14 protein-coding genes, 1 tRNA gene and 1 pseudogene are annotated in these 22,309 nt (G+C 71.4%); 2 read left to right on the forward strand and 14 right to left on the reverse strand.

Annotated elements, in window-relative coordinates; genetic code table 11:
- Positions 1-193: 193 nt before the first annotated feature.
- The 3 genes from M5362_RS15825 to M5362_RS15835 form a co-directional block, all read right to left on the reverse strand.
- Positions 194-886 carry a DUF2637 domain-containing protein gene (locus M5362_RS15825; RefSeq protein WP_260228180.1) on the reverse strand — a complete coding sequence of 231 codons (693 nt, stop codon included), beginning with the start codon at positions 884-886 and terminating at the stop codon, positions 194-196.
- Positions 887-1,235: 349 nt separating this feature from the next.
- Positions 1,236-2,405 carry a DUF3631 domain-containing protein gene (locus M5362_RS15830; RefSeq protein WP_374214483.1) on the reverse strand — a complete coding sequence of 390 codons (1,170 nt, stop codon included), beginning with the start codon at positions 2,403-2,405 and terminating at the stop codon, positions 1,236-1,238.
- Between the two features lie 359 nt (positions 2,406-2,764).
- Positions 2,765-2,959 carry a hypothetical protein gene (locus M5362_RS15835; protein WP_107484910.1) on the reverse strand — a complete coding sequence of 65 codons (195 nt, stop codon included), beginning with the start codon at positions 2,957-2,959 and terminating at the stop codon, positions 2,765-2,767.
- A gap of 129 nt (positions 2,960-3,088) precedes the next feature.
- Between M5362_RS15835 and M5362_RS15840 the strand changes: the two genes are divergently transcribed.
- Both M5362_RS15840 and M5362_RS15845 read left to right on the forward strand, forming a co-directional pair.
- Positions 3,089-3,766 (forward strand): helix-turn-helix domain-containing protein, encoded by a 678-nt coding sequence (locus tag M5362_RS15840; protein ID WP_260228182.1) that lies wholly within the window; start codon positions 3,089-3,091, stop codon positions 3,764-3,766.
- Positions 3,763-5,374, forward strand: a pseudogene (locus tag M5362_RS15845) (tyrosine-type recombinase/integrase). Before M5362_RS15840 ends, M5362_RS15845 begins: the two are co-directional and overlap by 4 nt.
- A 122-nt stretch (positions 5,375-5,496) precedes the next feature.
- On the opposite strand, the gene M5362_RS15850 reads toward M5362_RS15845, so the two are convergent.
- The 11 genes from M5362_RS15850 to M5362_RS15900 form a co-directional block, all read right to left on the reverse strand.
- Positions 5,497-5,570, reverse strand: a tRNA-Thr gene (locus M5362_RS15850).
- A 97-nt stretch (positions 5,571-5,667) separates the two neighbouring features.
- Complete coding sequence (locus M5362_RS15855; RefSeq protein WP_260228183.1) at positions 5,668-7,221, reverse strand: alpha/beta hydrolase; 1,554 nt, start codon at positions 7,219-7,221, stop codon at positions 5,668-5,670.
- A 283-nt stretch (positions 7,222-7,504) separates the two neighbouring features.
- Entirely contained in the window at positions 7,505-8,707 is a 1,203-nt protein-coding gene (locus M5362_RS15860; RefSeq protein WP_260228184.1) for a DNA polymerase III subunit delta', read from the reverse strand.
- 230 nt (positions 8,708-8,937) lie between these two features.
- Positions 8,938-12,282, reverse strand: a complete 3,345-nt coding sequence (gene tmk, locus M5362_RS15865; RefSeq protein ID WP_260228185.1) for a dTMP kinase — start codon at positions 12,280-12,282, stop codon at positions 8,938-8,940.
- 120 nt (positions 12,283-12,402) lie between these two features.
- Positions 12,403-15,249: a type I DNA topoisomerase gene (gene topA, locus M5362_RS15870; protein ID WP_260228186.1), complete on the reverse strand. Its 2,847-nt coding sequence runs from the start codon at positions 15,247-15,249 to the stop codon at positions 12,403-12,405.
- Between the two features lie 226 nt (positions 15,250-15,475).
- Entirely contained in the window at positions 15,476-15,673 is a 198-nt protein-coding gene (locus tag M5362_RS15875) for a hypothetical protein (protein WP_260228187.1), read from the reverse strand.
- A gap of 272 nt (positions 15,674-15,945) precedes the next feature.
- Entirely contained in the window at positions 15,946-17,526 is a 1,581-nt protein-coding gene (locus tag M5362_RS15880) for a methyltransferase (protein ID WP_260228188.1), read from the reverse strand.
- A gap of 232 nt (positions 17,527-17,758) precedes the next feature.
- Positions 17,759-18,406, reverse strand: a complete 648-nt coding sequence (locus tag M5362_RS15885) for a small secreted protein (protein WP_260228189.1) — start codon at positions 18,404-18,406, stop codon at positions 17,759-17,761.
- Between the two features lie 187 nt (positions 18,407-18,593).
- On the reverse strand, positions 18,594-21,014 hold the full coding sequence (locus tag M5362_RS15890) for a sodium-translocating pyrophosphatase (protein WP_260228190.1): 2,421 nt from the start codon (positions 21,012-21,014) through the stop codon (positions 18,594-18,596).
- A 318-nt stretch (positions 21,015-21,332) separates the two neighbouring features.
- Positions 21,333-21,791 carry an ATP-binding protein gene (locus M5362_RS15895; protein WP_260228191.1) on the reverse strand — a complete coding sequence of 153 codons (459 nt, stop codon included), beginning with the start codon at positions 21,789-21,791 and terminating at the stop codon, positions 21,333-21,335.
- A gap of 90 nt (positions 21,792-21,881) precedes the next feature.
- Positions 21,882-22,235, reverse strand: coding sequence for an STAS domain-containing protein (locus M5362_RS15900; RefSeq protein ID WP_147979000.1), 354 nt, complete (start codon positions 22,233-22,235; stop codon positions 21,882-21,884).
- Positions 22,236-22,309 lie beyond the last annotated feature (74 nt).

Consider the following 22,309-nt stretch of genomic DNA (forward strand, 5'->3'; position numbering starts at 1 on the left):
GTGCCGGTAGTGGCGTCGTCGTGAGGGTCACGGGGCACGGGCGTTCTCCGATGAGCGGGACGGGGCGGGTGCAGGGGGCACAGGGAGGGCATGTGTGCGTATCCACAGGAGCGGCCCTCAGGGTGTGGACAAGGCCGCAGTCGGGGTGGTCTGAATGGTTCCGACCACCCCGACCGGGCTCAGGGTTGGAAGGTCAGGAGGTTTCGGAGGCGACCTTCGCCTCGGCCCGGAGGATCTTCATGACCTCGGTCAGTCGCTCGCCGGCCATGCCAAGCCCCTGCGCCCGAGCAGCCTTCTTCACGATGGCTCGCGACAGCTCCCCCTGCTCAGCGGCAGCGGCACGGCCGATCTCGACCAGGTCCTCCAGCGAGGCGTCCGGTGGACGTCCGCCTCGCCGCTTGGCCTCCGTATCCCCGGCAGGCTGTTCCGGAGCCTCGGTGGTGGTCTCGCGGGTGATCAGGATGTGGAGGTGGACCGCGCCGGCCAGAGCGAGCGGCGCGATGGTGGAGAGGACGCCCACGGTGGTGTCGCCCAGGTACAGGCCGTCGGATGTGCGCTGTTGGTTGAGGCGCAGGGCGTGCAGGGCGTTCGCCCAGATGCTCGCCGTGGTCGCTGTTCCGAACAGCGTCCATATGTAGAGGCGAGCTCGGAACGGGGCGGTGCGCAGGACGAGGAGGGCTCGTACCCCGTACGCGATGAACCCGTCGATCACGAGCGGGAAGAGGTAGGTGAGGAACCCGCGGATGTGGATGGCAACGGCCATCTGCTGGAGTGCGTCGTACGAGAGGGCACACGCGGCGGCGCCGAGGGTGAGGATCGCGGCGCGGTCCCAGACCGTCGCCTGGTGGGCTGTCCGGTAGTGGGCGGGTATGGCAGGGGTGCTCAAGCGGGAAGCTCCTGTGGTGGTGGCGTGATGTGTCTTGGGCGTCTTGGCCGTTGCAAGCGCAGGTCAGGGCCGGTACGGCAGGCCCGGTCGGTCTCCGTCTTGGCCGCACTCTGGCGGGGACGGCACGGGTCGGCATTCCGTCTTGGCCTCATGGACGGTGACCTGCGGCGATACGGCACGTACGTGTGGGACGGCGCGAGACGGATGCGGGCGACGTACCGGCGTCTGCGCGGGCGGTCGTGATCGTGTTGCCGTCTTGGGGCCGGTTGCCGTCTTGCATGTATGCCCTTTGACCTGCGCGATCGCGGCAGGGACGGCAAGGACGGCAACCAGCGGGGGCAGGGCGGGGTCAGCCCTGCGGGAGGGTTGGTGCGGCGTCGACCGGATGGACGGTCGGGCAGTAGCGGCGCCAGGGGTCGAGGAACTTATTGCGCATGTAGCCCTTGCGCTGGGTTCCGTCGGCGATGCGGACGTTTCCGGGCTTGATGCCGAACTGCCGGAGCATCGAGCCGAGGTCGCGCGGGCTGAGCCCGCTGCGCCCCCACTCAGCCCACGGGCTCTCCGGGTCCTGGCGCAGGTGGTGGATCAGCTCCTCCGTGGAGAGGCTGTCCACCTCGCGCTGGGCGACGAAGACGCGCCTGATGTCGGCCAGGATGCGGGCCCCGCTGGGGTGGTCCTCCTCGGCCGCCGCCTCGGCGGAGACCATCTGCCCGCACGCGGTACGGGCGCGGCGCGGCCAGGTGCCGGCGGCGAGGTCGGCGACGATGACCAGGGGTTCCCAGGTGTCTGCGGCGCGGTCCTCGACCGGCATGGCCGGTTCCAGGTCGGCGGCCTCGTCCAGCAGGGGGCTCGCCCATGCGGCGATCCGGTCGCGCAGGCCGTGCAGGGACGGGATGTCCCGCCGTGACCGGAAGGGGCGGACGGTCTCGCCTTCCGCTCGTCGGCGCATGCGGATGACCACCGACCGGTCCATGATCGTGTCGGGCAGGTCGCCGATTCCGGCGATGGCCGCCATGGCGAAGGTGGCGAACCGGTGGGGTGTGTGGTCGTTGCCGACGACCCGGGTCACGTATCGGTTGCGCTGATGGCCGGCATTCAGCAGTCCGCGCATCTCCTCGTTCTTCTCCGCCTGCTTCGGCGTGCCGAAGATCGTGTCCGCCTCGTCCACGAGGAGCGTGGGCGGCTCCTCGGTGATGGAGCGGAAGACCGCCGCCGGCGTGGTGTTGATGGTGAGCATCGGCTCGTGAACCGTCTCGGTGAGAACGTCCAGCAGCCGGGACTTGCCGCACCGCTTCGCCGGCCCCACCACCGCCAGGCGCGGGGCGTGCTGCCACGCCGGCTGGAGGTGCGTCGCCGCCACCCACAAGGTGACCGAGTCGAGCGCCTGCTCGGAGGGGAGGATGACGAACTTCGATATCTGCGCACGCAGTTCATCCAGCAGCTCCGATCCGTGCGTCGGCTCGGGGTCCGGCTCCGGCTCCGGCTCCGGCTCCGGCTCCTCGGCAGGCTCGTCTGCCAAGGTGCCCTCGACGCCGTCGGCGGCAGAAGCCTGACCGATGTACTCGCCGGGCTTGCCAGGGACGGGAACCAGCGGCCACGCGGGCTTCTCGGGGGCGGAATAGGGCTGGGATTCGTGGTGTTCCACAGGGCAGCTCCTCGTCTGGCGGTCGCGGGCTCGCACGCCCTTGCCGCCGGGTTGGTTCTTCCAGGGCCGTTCGGGGTTGCTCGGGCCTCCGGCGTCGCACCGCCGGGGGCCCATTCCCTTCTCGCGGGCATCAGGCCACCGCGAGGGACCACGAACCGTACGTACACGCCTGGCCACAGTCCAGCGCTTCTGTGTCAGCTCAGCGCAGAACGGCCTGCTATGTTGCCTCGCCCTCAAGCGGCCAGCCCCAGCAGATTGAGCAGATCCGCGGTCACCACGCGGTATGCCTTGCCCAGGCGCAGGACCTTGCACGGGTACTCGCCTCGCTTGGCCAGCTCGTAGCCCTTGCTCCGCCCGAGCCCCAGCGCACGGTTGCCTGTGTCCAGGTCAACGGCAGCAGGAAGGGCCAGCAGCTCCTCGCGGCCCATCCCCGTCAGCCCGGCCCCTGTCGCGTTGTCGCGCACGCAGCGCTCCTCTCGTACAGCCGTCGGCGAACGTGGTCATCACGTCCGGCTCCGGGCTACGAGAAATAAGTCTGACCGAGCTAATGTGTCGCCATGACACAACACCGATTCGATGATGAAGACGAGGACAACGTCCCCGAGTGGGTGGACCAGGTCATGGCGACCGTGGCTAAGGAGGTGAGACGACGCAGGAAGGAATTGGGGATGAGCGCACAGAACCTGGCCGACGCCTGCGAGGAGATCGGTCATTCGATCCCACGCAACGTGATCGCCAACATGGAATCCGGACGCCGCGCCAGCCTGCCCCTGGTCGACGTCATGGTGCTGGCCGAGGCGCTCCACACGAACCCGATCTGCCTGATCTACCCCGTCGGCTACGTCGAGCAGGTCCAGAAGCTCCCCCTGCGGCACAGCGAGCAGACCTGGGACGCCATGCGGTGGTTCACCGGAGCCGAACCCGGTGAACCGCTCGCCCTGGACCTGATGCTTCGTCTGTTCCACCAACACGAGAACGAGCAGCGGGCCTTGCACGCGGCCGAGTCCAGCGAGCAGGACGAAGCCTGGAAGGCGAAGTCGGCCGGCGACGCTGCTCAACGCGAAGAGGCCCTCAGCGCCCAAGCCTTCTACGCCGAGAGGGCCACGCTCGCCAAGGAGCGGCTGCGCCGCCTCCGCGCATCCATCCGCGAGGAGGGCGGCACGCCCCCAATGCTGCTGCCATCCCGGTTCACGAGCCCATTCGACGACAACAACCACCTGGAGGAAGACTTTTGAAGGGTTCCACCTACCGCCGCTGTTCCTGCCGTGACCCCAAGACCGGCAAGGAGCTCGGCACTTCCTGCCCCAAGCGCAACAGCAGGAATCACTGCACATACTCCATACGCCAGGAGCTTCCGCCCCGCGAGGACGGCAGCCGACGGGTCCTTCGCGCGTGGCGGGTACGGCAGCCTCAAGGCCGCCCAGGCTGATCTCGACCACGTGCGGGCCCTCCTGGGGCTCGCTGAGGCCGACGACCCCGAGGGCATACAGCTGATCGCCGCGATGCTGGCAGAGGTCAGCGGTGAGAAGCTGCCCCTGCCGGACGTGGAGGAGACCCGGCGCCGGCTCAGGGCCGGCCAGGATCTCATCGGCAGCCTGACCGTGGCCGAGTGGCTGGGCCGGTGGCTTGCCGGCAAGCGCATTCGGAAGTCGGGCATCAGCCGGTACGAGACCGACGTCCGCGTGCACCTCAAGCCGCACATCGGCCACCGGCGCCTCGACCGGCTGCGTGTCAGCCACGTCAGCGACATGTTCACCGCCATCACCGACGCCAACGCCGAGATCCTGGAGCAGCACGCCCAGCGGCGAGCGGCGGTCGAGGAGTTGGCGACCGTCCCGTGGAAGGGTGTGGCGAACCGCGCCCGCCGCAAGGCGATGAAGGCAGCGATCGACGCGATGCCGCCCTTCCGCCGCGTCACCGGCCCCGCCACGCGCCAGCACATCAAGGCCACGCTCCGCGCGTCCCTCAACGACGCGATCGGGCAGCAGATCATCACCTTCAACCCGGCGGCCCACGTCGAGATCGACCCGGTGCGCAAGCCCAAGGCGCTCGTGTGGACGGACGAGCGGGTCGCCAAGTGGGAGCAGACCGGCGAGAAGCCGTCCCCCGTGATGGTCTGGACGCCGGAACAGACCGGTGCCTTCCTCGACTTCGTCGCCGAGGACCGGCTGTACGCGATGTGGCACCTGATCGCCTTCCGTGGCCTGCGGCGAGGCGAGGCGTGCGGGCAGCCCTGGTCGGAGACCAACCTCGACCGGCACTCCCTCACCGTGACCGGCCAGCTCGTTCAGGACGGCTGGGAGGTCGAGGCGTCCGAGCCGAAAACGGACAGCGGCTTCCGTGTCGTGGCACTGGACGACGACACCGTCCACGTCCTGAAGCGGCACCGCGAACAGCAGGAGGCCGACCGCGCGGAGTGGGGGTCGGCCTGGGTCAACACCGGACTCGTCTTCACCCAGGAGGACGGATCCTGGCTCCACCCGGGCAAGGTCACCGACCTCTTCGAGCGCCTTGTCGCCGCCTCCGGCCTCCCGCCGATCCGGCTGCACGACCTCCGGCACGGCGCCGCCACACTCATGCTGGCGGCCGACATCGACATCAAGATCGTGTCGGACACGCTCGGGCACAGCGACACCCGGATCACGCGCGACATCTACCAGAGCGTGCTCCCCCACGTCGGCAAGAGCGCCGCCGAGGCCACCGCCAAGCTGGTCCCCCTCCAACGCAGGGCCGATCAGGAGGAGCAGGCCCGGAAGGCCGCCAAAGAGGCGAAGAAGGCCGAGAAGGCGAAGGGCAAGGGGAAGAAGAAGGGCAAGACCAAGAAGGCCGCACGCAAGGGCTGACAGCCGCTCCGCTCACGCATCGCTCACGCAAGCACTCCTACGGCATCCCCGTCGTGCGGCTCGGCATGCCCCGGGCATGAAAAAACCCCAGGTCACGGCGAGTGAGTCCTGGGGTAATTCCGAGCCGCCTTCGGGATTCGAACCCGAGACCTACGCATTACGAGTGCGTTGCTCTGGCCAACTGAGCTAAGGCGGCATGCCGTGCGATTCCCATACTGGGCGCAGCGGCCTCGCCAAGTCTACACAGTTTCCGGGGTGCTCCCGACCACCCTCCGAGTGGCCCGCGCCACCCCTCACGTGCAGCGCTTGCCGTCCTTCGGGGCCGTGCCCTCCAGGAGGTAGGTGTTGATCGCGGAGTCGATGCAGTCGCTTCCACGTCCGTACGCCGTGTGGCCGTCGCCCTCGTACGTCAGGAGCGAGCCGGAGCTCAGCTGGTCCGCGAGGGACCGGGCCCACTTGTAGGGGGTCGCCGGGTCGCGCGTGGTGCCGACGACGACGATCGGGGCCGCGCCCTCGGCCGTGATGCGGTGGGGGCGGCCGGTCGGGGGGACGGGCCAGTAGGCGCAGTTCAGGGCGGCCCAGGCGAGGCCCTCGCCGAAGACGGGGGACGCCTTCTCGAAGGACGGGACCGCCTTCTCGACGTCCGCCGGGCCGGCGAAGGACGCCGGGAGGTCCAGGCAGTTCACGGCGGCGTTCGCGTACATCAGGTTCGCGTACGTGCCGTCCGGCTCGCGCTCGTAGTAGCTGTCCGCCAGGGCGAGCAGGCTCGCGCCGTCGCCGCTCATCGCGCTCGTCAGCGCCTCGCGCAGCTGCGGCCAAGCCCCTTCGTCGTACATCGCCGCGATCACCCCGGTCGTCGCCAGGGACTCGCCGAGCTTCCGGCTCTCGCCGGTCGGCACCGGGTTGACGTCGAGCGCGCGGAAGAAACCCTTCAGCGCGTCCGACGCCGCGTCGACGGAGGAGGTGCCGAGCGGACAGTCCGGCTTCTGGACGCAGTCGGCCGCGAAGGCCCGGAAGGCCGTCTCGAAGCCGGCCGTCTGGTCGCGGTTGAGGTCGATCGCGGGCAGCGCGGGGTCCATCGCCCCGTCCAGGACCAGGCGCCCTACGCGGCCGGGGAACAGCTCGGCGTAGGTGGCGCCGAGGAAGGTGCCGTACGAGGCGCCGACGTAGGTCAGCTTCTCGTCGCCGAGCACGGCCCTCAGGACGTCCATGTCCTTCGCCGTCTCGACCGTGGAGACATGCGCCAGGAGCGCGCCCGAACTCTTCTCGCATCCCGTCGCGAAGCCCTTGTAGGACGCGGTCAGGGCGGTCGTCTCGGCGGCGTCGTCGGGGGTCTGGTCGACCTGGGTGTACGTGTCCATCTGCGGCCCCGACAGACACTCGACGGGCTCGCTGCGGGCCACCCCGCGGGGGTCGACGGCGATCATGTCGTAACGGGCGCGGACCGGGGCGGGGTAGCCGATGCCCGCGTACCCCTGGAGGTAGCCGACGGCGGAGCCGCCCGGTCCGCCGGGGTTGACCAGGAGCGAGCCGAGCCGCTTCCCGGGGCCGGTGGCCGCCACCCGCGAGACGGCCAGCTTGATCTCACCGGCCGTCGGCTTCGCGTAGTCGATGGGGACGCGGAGCGTCGCGCACTGGAACGTCGGCACACCGCAGTCCCGCCAGGCCAGCTGCTGCCCGTAGAAGCTCCGCAGGGCCGGATCGGGCGTTACGGCCGCTGCCGGCGGCGCGGCCGCCGAGGGGCCCGAAGGCGCGGCGGCGTCGCTTCCGCCCGTGCAGCCGGAGAGGATCAGCCCGGCGGCCGCGAGGGCCGTGGCGGACGTGCGGAGCAAACGCCTGGAGTCCATTCCCGGAGGGTATCCGTACGGGTACGGAGCGTGTCCAATTCTGTGGACGGGTGCCCGTATCGCGCCGGGCGAGCCCGAGCCCGCGCGTGGACGCGGGCCCCATATCGCGCCGCGCGATCCCGGCCCCGTGCGTGGATGCGGGCCCGTATCGCGCCGGGATGCCCGACCCCGCGCGTGGGGACGCCAGCCCGTACCTACCGCGCCGGGAGGCCCGGCCCCGACGGTGGCTGGGCCGTGTGGCGGCGCTGGTGCCGACGCCCCGGCCTCTGCAGGGCCACCGCCGTCAGTCCCGTAGCGCCATCGTCATCGCCTCCACCGCCAGCAGCGGCGCGACGTTCCGGTCCAGCGCCTCGCGGCAGGCGAGCACCGCCTCGATCCGGCGCAGGGTCCGCTCGGGTGCGGTGTCCCGGGCGATCCGCTCCACCGCGTCCCGTACGTCCTCGTTGGCGATCGGCGTCCGCGTCCGGAGCTGCAGGGTGAGCACGTCACGGTAGAACCCGGTGAGGTCGGTCAGCGCCAGGTCCAGGCTGTCCCGCTGCGTACGGGTCTTGCGCCGCTTCTGGCGCTCCTCCAGCTCCTTCATCGCGCCCGCCGTGCCGCGCGGCATCCGGCTTCCCTGGCCACCGCCGAGCGCGGCCTTCAGCTCCTCGGTCTCCTTGACGTCGATCTCCTCGGCGACCTGCTTGGCGTCCTCGCCCGCCGCGTCGATCAGCTCCTGGGCCGCCTTGAGGCAGCCGCCGATGTCCCCGACCCGCTGCGGCAGCTTGAGGACGACGGCACGGCGGGCCCGGGCGCGCTCGTCGGTGGCGAGTCTGCGGGCACGGTCGATGTGGCCCTGGGTGGCGCGCGCGGCGGCCGCCGCGACCTGGGGATCGATGCCGTCCCGGCGTACGAGCACGTCGGCGACCGCCTCCACGGGGGGCGTGCGCAGGGTCAGGTGGCGGCAACGGGAACGGATCGTGGGCAGCACGTCCTCCAGGGACGGCGCGCAGAGCAGCCAGACCGTGCGCGGGGCGGGCTCCTCGACGGCCTTGAGGAGCACATTGCCCGCGCCCTCGGTGAGCCGGTCGGCGTCCTCCAGGACGATCACCTGCCAGCGGCCGACGGCGGGCGACAGCTGGGCCCGCCGGACCAGTTCGCGGGTCTCCTTCACACCGATGGAGAGCAGGTCCGTGCGGACGACCTCCACGTCGGCGTGCGTCCCGACGAGCGCGGTGTGGCAGCCGTCGCAGAAGCCGCATCCGGGCGCCCCGCCCAGCGCCCGGTCCGGACTCACGCACTGCAGCGCGGCGGCGAAGGCCCGCGCCGCGGTCGCCCGGCCGGATCCCGGGGGCCCGGTGAACAGCCAGGCATGGGTCATCTTGGACGCCTCGGGGGCGGCCTCACCGGCGGCGTGGGCGGTCACGAGCGCGTCGGCGTCCCGCGCGGCGGCGGCCAGCTGCTCCTCCACCTTCGTCTGTCCGACCAGGTCGTCCCATACGGCCATGTGCCCTCCTCAGGTACGCCCTCCATTGTGGGGCACCCCTCTGACACACCGGGACGAGCCGGGTGACGCGCAGGGGCTGCGGTGACCAGGACGACGGGGCGCCCCGCGCCGACCCGCGAGGACCCGGGTCGGCTGTGGGCGACCCGGCCGACTCGCGCGGGCCCGGGTCCGCCCGGGAACGCCGGACGGGGGTGCGGCCTGGCCGCACCCCCGTCCGTACCCGCCTCACCTCAGCGGCGTCGGCGCCGGCCGTCGCCCTCGTCGTCGTGGGGGCCGAGCAGCTCGTCCGCCAGGGTCGGGAGGTCGTCGAGCGGGGTCTCCTCCGCCCAGTCGGAGCGGCGGCGCGGGCGGCCCTGGTCGTCGAGCTGGGGCAGCTCGCGCGTCTGCTCGTTGGAGCCGGCGGACTGCTCGTCGCGGAAGATCCCCGGCGGAACCCGGTCGGCCGGATCCGTCCCCCGTACGGGAGGCAGCACGGCCGTCTCGTCGGCGGCCCGCACCGGCGGCAGCACGGCCGTCTCGTCGGCCGCCCGCACCGGCGGCAGCACCGACGTCTCGTCCGCGTCCCGCACCTGCGGCAGCACCGAGGTCTCCGCCTCGGGCCGGACGGCGTCCGGGTCGACGACCGGCGTCGGGACGGTGATCTCGTTCGGCGAGACCGTGCCGTCCGGGTCGACGACGGGCGTCGGCACCGTGATCTCGTTCGGCGAGACCGTGGGCACCGTCTGCGTCACGTCGTCGGGCCGCACGACGGGGGTCGCCACGGTCACCTCGTTGGCCGACATGCCCGCCGCGCGGGCGGCCTCCGCGGCCTTCGCGGCAGCGGCCTCGGCCGCCTTCCGTGCCTCGGCGGCCTCGGCGGCCCGCTTCGCCTCCGCGGCTCGCTGCGCCTCGGCGGCCTTCCGCGTCTCCTCCGCACGGGCGGCGTCGGCGGCCTTCCTCGTCTCCTCCGCGCGGGCGGCCTCGGCGGCGGCCTTCTCCGCGGCCTCGGCAGCCGCCTTCCGGGCCGCCTCCTCCGCGGCCTTCGCCGCCGCGGCCTCGGCCAGACGCCGTGCCTCCTCGGCCCGCAGCAGGGCCTCCTCGGCCTTGCGCTGCTTCTCCAGGCGGCGCTCCTCCGCCTCCGCCCGCAGCCGGGCCTCTTCCTCGGCCTGCCTGCGGCGGCGTTCGTCCTCCTCGCGGCGGGCCTTCTCCTCGGCCTCGCGCCGCTTGCGCTCCTCCTCGGCGGCCAGCCGGGCCTCCTCGGCGCGCCGGCGCGCCTCCTCGGCCTGGCGCTCCGCCTCGCGGCGCCGCGCCTCTTCCTCCTCCTGGCGCTTGCGCTCCTCCTCCTCGGCACGGAGCCTGGCGAGCTGCTCCTGGCGCTCGCGCTCAAGACGCTCCTCCTCCGCCTTGCGCGCGGCCTCTTCCTCGGCCCGGCGCCTGGCGTCCTCCTCGGCCTTCCGCCGCGCCTCCTCCTGGGCCTTCACCTCGGCCTCGGACAGCGGCAGCATCCGGTCGAGCCGGTGCCGTACGACGGTGGTGACGGCCTCCGGCTCCTGGCCGGCGTCGACGACGAGGTAGCGGCCGGGGTCACCGGCGGCCAGCGCGAGGAAACCGGCCCGCACGCGCGCGTGGAACTCCGGCGGCTCGGACTCCAGCCGGTCCGGGGCCTCGGTGAACCGTTCCCGCGCGGTCTCCGGGGAGACGTCGAGCAGCACGGTCAGGTGCGGGACCAGACCGCCGGTCGCCCAGCGGTTGATGCGGGCGATCTCGGTCGGCGAGAGGTCCCGGCCGGCGCCCTGGTAGGCGACGGACGAGTCGATGTACCGGTCGGAGATCACCACGGCGCCGCGCTCCAGGGCGGGCTTGACCAGCGAGTCGACGTGCTCGGCGCGGTCGGCGGCGTAGAGCAGCGCCTCGGCGCGGTTCGAGAGCCCGGCGCTGGAGACGTCGAGCAGGATCGAGCGCAGCCGCTTGCCGATCGGGGTCGCGCCCGGTTCGCGGGTGACGACGACCTCGTGGCCCTTGGCGCGGATCCAGTCGGCGAGCGCCTCGGCCTGGGTGGACTTGCCGGCGCCGTCGCCGCCCTCCAGGGCGATGAAGAAGCCGGTCGGGGCGGGCGCCTGCGCCGGGTCGGCGCCGCGCAGCGCGTCGCGCAGGTCGCGGCGCAGCGGTACGCCGGCCCGGTCGTCGGTCTTGGCCAGGACGAGGGCTGCGACGGGCAGCAGCAGCGCGCCGACCAGCATCAGGGTGAACGCGGCGCCGCCGTGTGCGAAGACGAAGCTGCCGGAGGCGAGCCGGTGCGGCCCGATCGCGGCGGCGAGCAGCGGCGCGCCGAGCGCACCGACGGCCATGGCGACGCGGGCGACGGCCTGCAGGTGCTCGGTGACGCGGGGGCGCCGGGCGTCCTCGGTCTCCTGGTCGACAAGGGTGTGACCGGTGTTGGCGGCGACACCGGCCGCGTACCCGGCGAGCACGGCGAGGAGCAGGACCGTCGCCGTGTCCGGCACGAGGCCCGTCGCGAGCAGCGCGACACCGGTGAGGGCGATCGCGAGGGCGAGGAGCCGGCGGCGGGAGAGCGCGGGGAGCACGGAGCCCGCCGTCCGGATGCCGACGGCGGTGCCGCCGCTCAGCGCCAGGATCAGCAGCGCGAAGGTGACCGGACCGCCGCCGAGGTCGTAGGCGTGCAGGACGGAGACCGCGGCCGCGGCGGCGATGGCGCCGGCGACCGTGGCGCAGGCGAGGACGAGCAGCCCGACCGCGCCCGTGCGGCCCTTCTCGGAGGCGGGACGGCGCAGGCCCTCCAGCGGCGAGCGGGGCCTCGGCGTCTGTCCGCCGGGCAGCTCGATGAAGTACAGGACGGAGACGGAGGCGGCGAACAGGCCGGCGGCGACGTACGAACCGAGGGCGGCCTGGTGCAGCGAGAACCACTCGATACCGGTGCCCAGCAGGTTGCTGAGCAGGGTGGCGACGAGGAGCACGGCGGCCGCGGCCGGTACGGCCAGGAAGCCGGTACGCAGCGACAGCCGGCGCAACGCGTCGAGGTGGTCCGGCAGCGGGCGCACGGCGGCGCCCTCCGGCGGCGGCGCGGGCAGCAGCGCGGGGGCCGCGCCCTCACGGGCCACGGTCCACAGCCGCTCGGCGGCGCCGACGACGAAGACGGTGCCGAGCAGGAAGCCGAGCGCCTTGTTCGGCACCCAGTCGATCCACAGGGGCGCGATCACGAGCAGCGCGACCCGCAGACCGTCGGCGCCGATCATGGTCCAGCGCCGGTCGAGCAGGCCCGCGGGCCCGGTCAGCGTGGTGAGCGGCCCGAGGAGGACGGCACCGAACAGCACCGAGGCCAGCAGCCGGGCACCGATCACGGCGGCGACGGCGAACGCCGCGCCGCGGTATCCGCCCCCGAACGCGCCCTCGGAGACGGCGGCCTGGAGCCCGAGGAGGACCAGGACGAGTACGGCGAGTGCGTCACCGGTCCCACCGACGAACTGCGCGCTCCACAACCTTCTCAAGGGCTGATGGCGCAAAAGCGCCCGTACGGCACGCTCCCTGGAGTCTGCGACAAGCGCGACGTCGGAGTCTGGCTGCTCTGCTCGCGTCATCCGTCCACCCTATCCGGACCCTCTGACTCCCCGTGGCCTCCACCCGAACAAACGTCGGGTGGCCGGGAAACACGTAAGGGGCGGGGGTCCATGACCCCCGCCCCTTACCCGGTCAGAGCCCTACTCGGGCTTCGACGCCGCCGACTTCGCGGCCGTCGTCTTCGCCGCGGCGCTCTTCGCCGTCGTCGTCTTCTTCGCGGTCGTCTTCTTGGCCGCCGTCTTCTTCGCCGGCGCGGCCTTCTTGGCGGTCGCCTTCTTGGCGGCCGTCTTCTTGGCCGGCGCCTTCTTGGCCGTCTTCTTCGCCGGCCCCTTGGCCCGCTTCTCCGCCAGCAGCTCGTAACCGCGCTCGGGCGTGATGTCCTCGACGCTGTCCCCGGTCCGCAGGGTCGCGTTCGTCTCGCCGTCCGTCACGTACGGGCCGAAGCGACCGTCCTTGACGACGACCGGCTTCTCGCTGACCGGGTCGGTGCCCAGCTCCTTCAGCGGCGGCTTGGCGGCGGCCCGGCCACGCTGCTTGGGCTGCGCGTAGATCGCGAGCGCCTCCTCCAGCGTGATCGTGAAGAGCTGCTCCTCGTCGGTGAGCGACCGCGAGTCCGTGCCCTTCTTCAGGTACGGGCCGTAGCGGCCGTTCTGCGCAGTGATCTCGACGCCCTCCGCGTCCGCGCCCACCACTCGCGGCAGGGACATCAGCTTGAGCGCGTCCTCCAGCGTCACGGTGTCCAGCGCCATCGACTTGAGGAGCGAGGCCGTCCGCGGCTTCACCGCGTTCTTGCCGGTCTTCGGGGTGTCCTCGGGCAGGATCTCGGTGACGTACGGGCCGTACCGGCCGTCCTTGGCGACGATCTGGTTCCCGCTGACCGGGTCCACGCCCAGCTCGAAGTCGCCGCTCGGCTTGGCGAACAGCTCCTCGGCGTAGGCGACCGTCAGCTCGTCGGGCGCGAGGTCCTCGGGCACGTCCGCCCGCTGGTGGCCCTCGGTGTCCTTCTCGCCACGCTCGACGTACGGGCCGTACCGCCCGACGCGCAGCATGACGCCCTCGCCGACGGGGAAGGAGGAGATCTCCCGGGCGTCGATCGCGCCGAGGTCGGTCACCAGCTCCTTGAGCCCGCCGAGGTGGTCGCCGTCGCCGTTCCCGGCGTCGGCGGCGCCACCGGAGGTGGTCTCGGGGGCGCCCTCGCCGAAGTAGAAACGCTTCAGCCACGGCACGGCCTGGGCCTCGCCCCGCGCGATGCGGTCGAGGTCGTCCTCCATCTTGGCGGTGAAGGAGTAGTCGACGAGCCGGCCGAAGTGCTTCTCCAGCAGGTTGACCACGGCGAAGCTCAGGAAGGACGGCACGAGGGCCGTGCCCTTCTTGAAGACGTAACCGCGGTCCAGGATCGTGCCGATGATCGACGCGTACGTCGACGGGCGGCCGATCTCGCGCTCTTCCAGCTCCTTGACCAGCGAGGCCTCGGTGTAGCGGGCCGGAGGCTTGGTCGCGTGGCCGTCGGCGGTGATCTCCTCGGCGGAGAGCGCGTCGCCCTCGGCGACCTGCGGCAGCCGGCGCTCACGGTCGTCCAGCTCCGCGTTCGGGTCGTCTGCCCCCTCCACGTATGCCTTCATGAAGCCGTGGAAGGTGATCGTCTTGCCGGAGGCGCTGAACTCGGCGTCCCGGCCGTCCGCGGAGCGGCCGCCGATCTTCACCGTGACCGAGTTTCCGGTCGCGTCCTTCATCTGGGAGGCGACGGTCCGCTTCCAGATCAGCTCGTAGAGCCGGAACTGGTCGCCGGTCAGACCGGTCTCCGCGGGGGTGCGGAAACGATCACCCGAAGGACGAATCGCCTCGTGCGCCTCCTGCGCGTTCTTGACCTTGCCCGCGTAGACGCGCGGCTTCTCCGGCAGGTAGTCGGCGCCGTACAGCTGCGTGACCTGCGCCCGGGCCGCCGAGACGGCGGTGTCCGACAGGATCGTCGAGTCCGTACGCATGTACGTGATGAAGCCGTTCTCGTACAGCTTCTGGGCGACCTGCATGGTCGCTTTCGCCCCGAAGCCCAGCTTCCGGCTCGCCTCCTGCTGGAGGGTCGTCGTACGGAACGGGGCGTACGGCGAGCGGCGGTACGGCTTCGACTCGACCGACCGGACGCTGAACGAGGTGTCGGCGAGCGAGGCGGCGAGCGCCCGCGCCTTCTCCTCGTCGAGGTGGAGGATGTTCGCGGTCTTCAGCTGCCCGTCGGCGCCGAAGTCACGGCCCTGCGCGACGCGCTTGCCGTCCACCGCGTTCAGGCGGGCGACCAGCGACGACGGGTCGGAGGGGTCACCGGCGCGGCCGGTGGAGAAGGTGCCGGTCAGGTCCCAGTACTCGGCGGAGCGGAAGGCGATCCGCTCACGCTCGCGCTCGACGACGAGACGGGTGGCGACGGACTGGACGCGGCCCGCGGAGAGGCCTCGCATGACCTTCTTCCACAGGACCGGCGAGACCTCGTAGCCGTAGAGCCGGTCGAGGATACGGCGGGTCTCCTGGGCGTCCACCATGCGCTTGTTCAGCTCGCGCGGGTTGCGGACGGCCTCCTGGATCGCGTCCTTGGTGATCTCGTGGAAGACCATCCGGTGGACGGGAACCTTGGGCTTCAGGACCTCGAGGAGGTGCCACGCGATGGCTTCGCCCTCGCGGTCCTCATCGGTGGCGAGGAAGAGTTCGTCGACCCCGGCCAGCTGCTCCTTGAGCTTCCTGACCTGGGCCTTCTTGTCGGCATTGACGACATAGATGGGCTGGAAGTCGTGCTCGACGTCGACACCGAGCCGGCGCACCTCGCCGGTGTACTTCTCCGGCACCTCGGCCGCGCCGCTGGGGAGGTCGCGGATGTGCCCGACGCTCGCCTCGACCACGTATCCGGGGCCGAGGTAGCCCTTGATCGTCTTCGCCTTGGCAGGCGACTCGACGATGACGAGTCGGCGGCCGCCCTGTGCGGTCTCGCTGGTCGGGGACAACTTCGCTCTTCTCTCCGGTCGACGCTCGGTGGCACGTACGGCGCTGGCACGTATGGCGGCGGCACGCTCGGTGACGCTGCCGTCGCTGCGGAGTGTGACGGTACAACCCGCCCCCGTGTCAAACGGCAAAAGCCCGCAACGGCCACTCGAACGGTAACCCGACTCCTGGCATTCCTGCCGCCCGGACTCCCGGACCGGTGAGGCGCGAGCAAGCGGAACGACGTCGTCACGCCCGCCCGAAGCACCACACACCGAGAAGAAGGAAAGTCAGTCCGAAGATCGTCGTCAGCGTGGCGGCGGCCCGGGTGCCGACCCCCAGCGCGACCGGTTCGCCGTGCGCCACGCGGACCCCCGTCCACAGCAGCAGTGCGGCTCCGAACAGCGCGAACGCCGTTCCGGCGAAGATCGCAGGACCGCTCTCCATGCCCGTACCCCGTTCCCTTCACGGGCCCCCGTGGCCCCTGGAGGCCGAGGCTGGCACCTCCCGGCATCGTGGGTGCGAATTCCGGGTGAACGACGCGGAGGGTCCGGGACGGGTTCACGAATATGGCCGGTAGTGCCCCTCTCCCCCGGCACCACGTTCGTCACATCACACGAAGGCGGCGGGGCGCGCCGGGTGCGTCGGGTGCGTCCCCGATCACATCGGGGGCGGGCGGCCGTCACCGCTCGCGTGCCGGTGCGTCCCCGATCACGTCGTCACGCCGAGGGCGACGGGAGCAGGAAGCCCTCCTCCACGAGGACCCGGATGGCCTGCGGGGTGCGGTCCCGCAGCAGCACGGGGTCCTCGCCCATCAGCTGACCGATCGCGTCCAGGATCCGCCCCGCGCTGAGCGTCCCGTCGCAGACACCGGCGAAACCGGCCCCGACGTGGTCCACCCTGGTCGCGCGCCGCATGCCGCGGTTCTGCCGCAGCACCACGTGCTCCGGGTCCTCGGCACCCGGCAGTCCGACCTGCTCCTGCACGACCTCGGGCGCGAGGGTGAAGTGGTCGGCGAGCAGGGCCGCGTCGTCACGCGTCCGCAGATAGTCCTGCCGCTCGAAGTGGGCGCGCACGGTGTCACCGAGCGGCTGTTCGACCGGGTGCGGCCACTCCTCGATCACGATCGACGGCTCGACCGCGCCGGAGGCCACGGCGGCGTTCCTGCGCAGCGTGATCCAGCCGAAGCCGACCGCCTTGGTCTTACGGGCCTCGAACTCGTCCAGCCACGCCCCGTACCGCCGCGCGTACTCCGCCGGCTCCGAGCGGTGGTCGCCGCTGTCCCGCAGCCACAGCTCGGCGTACTGGGTGACGTCCTGGACCTCGCGCTGCACGATCCAGGCGTCGCAGCCGGGCGGCACCCAGGAGCGCAGCCGGTCCTGCCACTCCTCGCCCTCGACGTGCTGCCAGTTGGCGAGGAACTGCGCGTGACCGCCGTCGTTGAGCCGCTCCCCGGCCTCCCGTACGAGCGTGCGGCACAGGTCGTCGCCGCCCATCCCGCCGTCGCGGTAGGTGAGGCGCGCGCCGGGCGAGATGACGAACGGCGGGTTGGAGACGATCAGGTCGTACGTGTCGCCGTCGACCGGCTCGAAGAGCGAGCCCTGGAGCAGCTCGGCCTCGCGGGCCCCGGAGAGCGCGAGGGTGAGCCGGGTGAAGTCCAGGGCGCGCGGGTTCAGGTCGGTCGCGGTGACCAGCGTGGCGTGCTGGGCGGCGTGCAGTGCCTGGATGCCGGAACCGGTGCCGAGGTCGAGCGCGGAGGACACCGGCGTACGGACCGTGATGCCGGCCAGCGTGGTGGAGGCGCCGCCGACGCCGAGGACGACACCTTCGTCCTTGCTGCCGATGCCGCCGGCCCCGCCGACCGCGCAGCCCAGGTCGGAGACGATGAACCAGTCCTGCCCGTCGGGCCCGCCGTACGGCCTGATGTCGACGGCCGCTCCGACCTGATCGGCCTCCCGATCGGCCCCGTCGACGCGGTCCTCGTCGACGCCGTCCTCGGCAGCCGCCTGGATCAGCCAGCCGTCGGCCAGGCACTCCTCCAGCGGCAGCGCGGCGGCGGCACGGGCGGCGGGGACGGGGCGCTGGAGCAGGAAGAGCCGTACGAGGGTCTCCAGCGGGGAGTCCCCCCGGGTGGCCCGCAGCGCGGGCACGGTCTCGCTGCGGGCGAGCGCGGCGTAGGCGGGGGCGCCGAGGAGTTCGAGCAGGCCGTCGGCGGTGAAGTCGGCGGCGAGCAGCGCTTCGCGGAGCCGGGCGGCGTGCGCGGGGACGGGGAGGCGGGAGGTCAGGCTGGTCGTACTCACCCCACCATTGTGGCGGGCGCCACCGACATTGCCGCGTCAGCCCCGCCCGGCCCGAAGTCCCGTCCCGAGAAAGGCGCCGGGACCCGCCCCGGCCGTATGGGTGCGCGAAGGGCCCCGGGCGAGCCGCGCCCGCCCGGGACCCCTCGTACGACCTGCGCCTGACGCGCGAGACGACGTGGCGGCCGCGCTGTACGGCCCCTGACCGCCGCGGATGCGGCCCGCGCCTGGCGGGCTACTCGCCGCTCTTGCTCGCGGAACTCGACGGCGTGGCGGACGCCTTGCCCGACGGCGTGGCGGACGTCTTGCCCGACGGCGTGGAGCCGGGCTTCGGGGCGACCGAGGGGGTCGCCTTCTGGCAGCCCGGCTGCTTCGCCATCGCCGTGCCCAGCTCGCCGGACTGGAGCTTGGCCAGCGCGTCCTGGTCCATCTTCTCGATCCGCTTCAGGCCGTCGGCGACATCCTGCAGACCGTCCGCGAACTTCTGCTGGTTGCTGGGGTCGAGCGCGTCGACCTGCTTCTTCAGGCCCACGTAGGCGACGGCCGTGGCGTTGAGCTCCTTGACCGCGTCCTGCTGGAGCTTCTCGCCGTTGTCGACGGGCGGCGCTCCTGCGGCCTCGATGGACTTGGCGAGCGCCCGGTCCGCGTCGGCGATGTCCTGGAAGGCCTTCGAGTCGGCGGCCTGGATGTCCGCCGGCTTGCCGTCGGCAGCCGTCGAGATGATCAGCTGCTGGGCGTCGGCCCGCTTCTGGATCTGGGGCTTCGCCTGGTCACAGACCGTCTTGGCCCAGTCGTTCACCTTGTCGCCGTCGTCGCTGCAGCCGGACAGCGTGAGCACCAGTACCGTGACGCCGGACAGCGCGACAGCAAGCTTCTTGTTCACCGGATCGGTCCCTTCCAAGGCTCTCGGCCCCGGAACATACACGCCGAACGGGCGACATCCACCTTTCGTGCGACGGATTCATCCCCTATTGCAGCCGATTGCACCAAGGGAGACACGTCTCACTCACCCATGGCGACGGGCGGACAGCACGTCAACACGTGCTGCCCGCCCGTCCCCTGACCTGGTGTTACGAAATCACCGGTGTGTCCGGCGAGGTCGCCGCCCGCTGCGCGGCGTTGCCTTTGTCACCCACGTCGTCGCTCGTGTCGTCGCCCACGACCACGGAGCGTCGCTTGGAGACGTAGACCGCGCCGACGATGACGACGATCGCGAGGATCGCGATCAACGCCCGCAGTCCGCCGCTCGCGTCGTCGCCGAAGCTGAACTGCACCACGGCGGGCGCGATCAGCAGCGCGACCAGGTTCATCACCTTCAGCAGCGGGTTGATGGCCGGTCCCGCGGTGTCCTTGAACGGGTCGCCGACGGTGTCGCCGATGACGGTCGCGGCATGCGCGTCGCTGCCCTTGCCGCCGTGATGTCCGTCCTCGACGAGCTTCTTGGCGTTGTCCCAGGCGCCACCGGAGTTGGCGAGGAACACCGCCATGAGCGTGCCTGTGGCGATGGCCCCGGCGAGGTACGCGCCCAGAGCGCCGACGCCGAGCGCGAAGCCGACCGCGATCGGCGCCATCACGGCGAGCAGCCCGGGCGTGGCGAGTTCGCGCAGCGCGTCCTTGGTGCAGATGTCGACCACGCGCCCGTACTCGGGCTTCTCGGTGTAGTTCATGATCCCGGGGTGCTCGCGGAACTGCCGCCGCACCTCGTAGACCACCGCGCCGGCCGAGCGCGACACGGCGTTGATCGCGAGCCCCGAGAAGAGGAAGACGACCGCGGCGCCGAGAACCATCCCGAACAGGTTGTTGGGCTGCGAGATGTCCATGGAGAGAGTGATCTCGCCGGCCCTGGCGCCGACATCGGCGACCGCCGTGGCGATCGCGTCGCGGTACGAGCCGAAGAGCGCCGCCGCCGCGAGGACGGCGGTGGCGATGGCGATGCCCTTGGTGATGGCCTTGGTGGTGTTGCCGACGGCGTCGAGGTCGGTGAGGACCTGGGCACCCGCGCCCTGGACGTCACCGGACATCTCTGCGATGCCCTGGGCGTTGTCGGAGACCGGGCCGAACGTGTCCATGGCGACGATGACGCCGACCGTGGTGAGCAGACCCGTGCCGGCCAGGGCGACGGCGAACAGCGCCAGCATGATCGACGCACCGCCGAGCAGGAACGCCCCGTAGACGGAGAGGCCGATGAGCAGAGCGGTGTAGACGGCGGACTCCAGGCCGATGGAGATACCGGCGAGGACGACGGTGGCGGGCCCGGTCAGCGAGGACTTCCCGATGTCCCTGACCGGTCGCCGGGTCGTCTCGGTGAAGTAGCCGGTGAGCTGCTGGATCAGGGCGGCCAGGACGATGCCGATGGCGACGGCCACCAGGGCGAGGATCCGCGGGTCGCCGGGGTGGTCGTTGATCCCGGGCTCGGTGACGCCCTTGAGGTCGGCGTAGGAGGACGGCAGGTAGGCGAAGACGGCGATGGCGACCAGGGCGAGGGAGATCCCCGCGGAGATGAAGAAGCCGCGGTTGATGGCGGACATTCCGCTGCGGTCGGCGCGCCGCGGGGCGACCGCGAAGATGCCGATCATCGCGGTGACCACGCCGATCGCCGGGACGATCAGGGGAAAGGCGAGCCCGAGGTCGCCGAAGGCCGCCTTGCCCAGGATGAGGGCGGCGACGAGCGTGACGGCGTACGACTCGAAGAGGTCGGCGGCCATGCCGGCGCAGTCGCCGACGTTGTCGCCCACGTTGTCGGCGATGGTCGCGGCGTTACGCGGGTCGTCCTCGGGGATGCCCTGCTCGACCTTGCCGACCAGGTCGGCGCCGACGTCGGCGGCCTTGGTGAAGATGCCGCCGCCGACACGCATGAACATGGCGATGAGCGCCGCTCCCAGGCCGAAGCCCTCCAGGACCTTGGGCGCGTCGGCCGCGTAGACGAGGACGACGCAGGCGGCACCGAGCAGGCCGAGGCCCACGGTGATCATGCCGACCACTCCGCCCGTGCGGAAAGCGATCTTCATCGCCTTGTGCGCGACGGTCGTCAGATCCTTTTCCGGTTCTCCAGGCTCCGGGGTCGCCTCTCGGGCGGCCGCGGCCACGCGTACATTCGCCCGTACGGCCAGCCGCATGCCGATGTATCCGGTGGCCGCCGAGAAAAGCGCACCCACCAGGAAGAACAGGGAACGCCCGGCTCGCTGCGACCAGTCGTCGGCGGGCAACAGCATCAGCAGGAAGAACACGATCACGGCGAAGACCGCGAGAGTGCGCAACTGCCGCGCGAGATAGGCGTTGGCACCTTCCTGTACGGCGGCGGCGATCTCCTTCATCGAGTCGGTGCCCTCACCGGCGGCCAGCACCTGGCGCACCAGCAGCTGGGCGACGACCAGGGCCGCCAGCGCGACGACCGCGATGACGATGACGATCGTACGGTTCCCGTCCGTCAGTACCGCGGCGGCGAGAGAAGTGGGGTGTCCGGTCAGTTCTGGGTTGAAGAGCCCCGCCATTCGTCCTCCTTGACGTTGCGAGCTCAAGATGGACGGATTGTAGGGAGCAGAACCTGATCAAAACAGGGCGCCGCAAACGGAATTCCCCATTGCCTTGATCTTCCCACCGAATGCGGTAATGGGCCCAAAGCATTTACCGATGATCGATGATCTAGAGAAATGAAAAGAGGCCCTGCTCGGCAGGGCCTCTTTCATGATCTCGGTCTGTCGCCCGCCGATCGCCGACAGCGGATCGCTCGGGAGTTCGAGGGGTGAGGATTCGGCCAGAGCCGGTCAGGACCGGTCCGGTCAGGACCGGTCGGGTCGGGTCAGGTCGGGTCAGGGAAGCGCGATCGCCGGAGTCGTCGGCCAGCTCATCCTGATGACCCCGCCTTCCTCACCGGCCCTCACCTCGACGTCGTCGACGAGCCCGCGGATCACCGCGAGGCCCATCTCGTCCTCACCGTCGGCGTCGTCGAACTCCTCGACGGGAGCCTCGTCCCGCGCACCGGGCACACCGGCGGCATCGGCCGCCGCCACGCCCGCGCCCGGAACCTCGTCGCCGACCTCGATGGAGAACGTCTTCTCCTCCTCGGTCAGCACCACCTTGACGGGGGTGGACACGCTGTTGCTGCGGTGGAGCCCGACGGCCCGGGAGCACGCCTCGCCGACGGCGAGTCTGACCTCGTCGAGGACCGCCTCGTCGACCCCGGCCCGGCGCGCCACCGCGGCCGCCACCAGGCGGGCCGTGCGGACATGCTCGGGCTGGGCGCTGAAGCGGAGTTCAACGGTGGCCATGCGGTCCCCCTGGGAAGTCTGGGCGGGCAACTCGGAGGACCGGGCGTGTCGGCCCGGCTCTCCACTCCTTCTTCCGACGCCTGCCGGTCGTCAGTCGGTGGCGTTGACGGCCTCTTCGACCGTGGTGTGGATGGGGAACACCTTGGTCAGACCAGTGATCCGGAAGATCTTGAGAATGCGCTCCTGATTGCAGACCAGGCGCAACGAGCCCTCATGCGCGCGCACGCGCTTCAGGCCGCCCACCAGCACGCCGAGGCCGGTCGAGTCGAGGAAGTCCACGCCCTCCATGTCGACAACCAGGTGGTAGCTGCCGTCGTTCACCAACTCGACCAACTGCTCGCGCAGCTTGGGCGCGGTATACACATCAATCTCGCCACCGACCTCGACGACCGTACGGTCGCCACTCGGGCCGGACACATTGCGAGTCGACAGGGACAGGTCCACGGATCCTCCAGCACCTTGCTATCGAGCGGTCGCCCCTCAAGTCTCCCCGGCGGAGTCGGGGGACGGATCGCCAG

Origin of the sequence: Streptomyces sp. Je 1-79 (assembly GCF_025195125.1) — a bacterium.
Lineage (GTDB): Bacteria > Actinomycetota > Actinomycetes > Streptomycetales > Streptomycetaceae > Streptomyces.

Excerpts from the sequence above, each read along its gene's own strand:
- M5362_RS15895 (WP_260228191.1), bottom strand. The coding sequence starts at position 21,791 with ATGGCCACCGTTGAACTCCGCTTCAGCGCCCAGCCCGAGCATGTCCGC.
- tmk (WP_260228185.1), bottom strand. The coding sequence starts at position 12,282 with ATGACGCGAGCAGAGCAGCCAGACTCCGACGTCGCGCTTGTCGCAGAC.
- M5362_RS15875 (WP_260228187.1), bottom strand. The coding sequence starts at position 15,673 with ATGGAGAGCGGTCCTGCGATCTTCGCCGGAACGGCGTTCGCGCTGTTC.
- M5362_RS15855 (WP_260228183.1), bottom strand. The coding sequence starts at position 7,221 with ATGGACTCCAGGCGTTTGCTCCGCACGTCCGCCACGGCCCTCGCGGCC.
- M5362_RS15860 (WP_260228184.1), bottom strand. The coding sequence starts at position 8,707 with ATGGCCGTATGGGACGACCTGGTCGGACAGACGAAGGTGGAGGAGCAG.
- M5362_RS15835 (WP_107484910.1), bottom strand. The coding sequence starts at position 2,959 with ATGGGCCGCGAGGAGCTGCTGGCCCTTCCTGCTGCCGTTGACCTGGAC.
- M5362_RS15890 (WP_260228190.1), bottom strand. The coding sequence starts at position 21,014 with ATGGCGGGGCTCTTCAACCCAGAACTGACCGGACACCCCACTTCTCTC.
- M5362_RS15840 (WP_260228182.1), top strand. The coding sequence starts at position 3,089 with ATGACACAACACCGATTCGATGATGAAGACGAGGACAACGTCCCCGAG.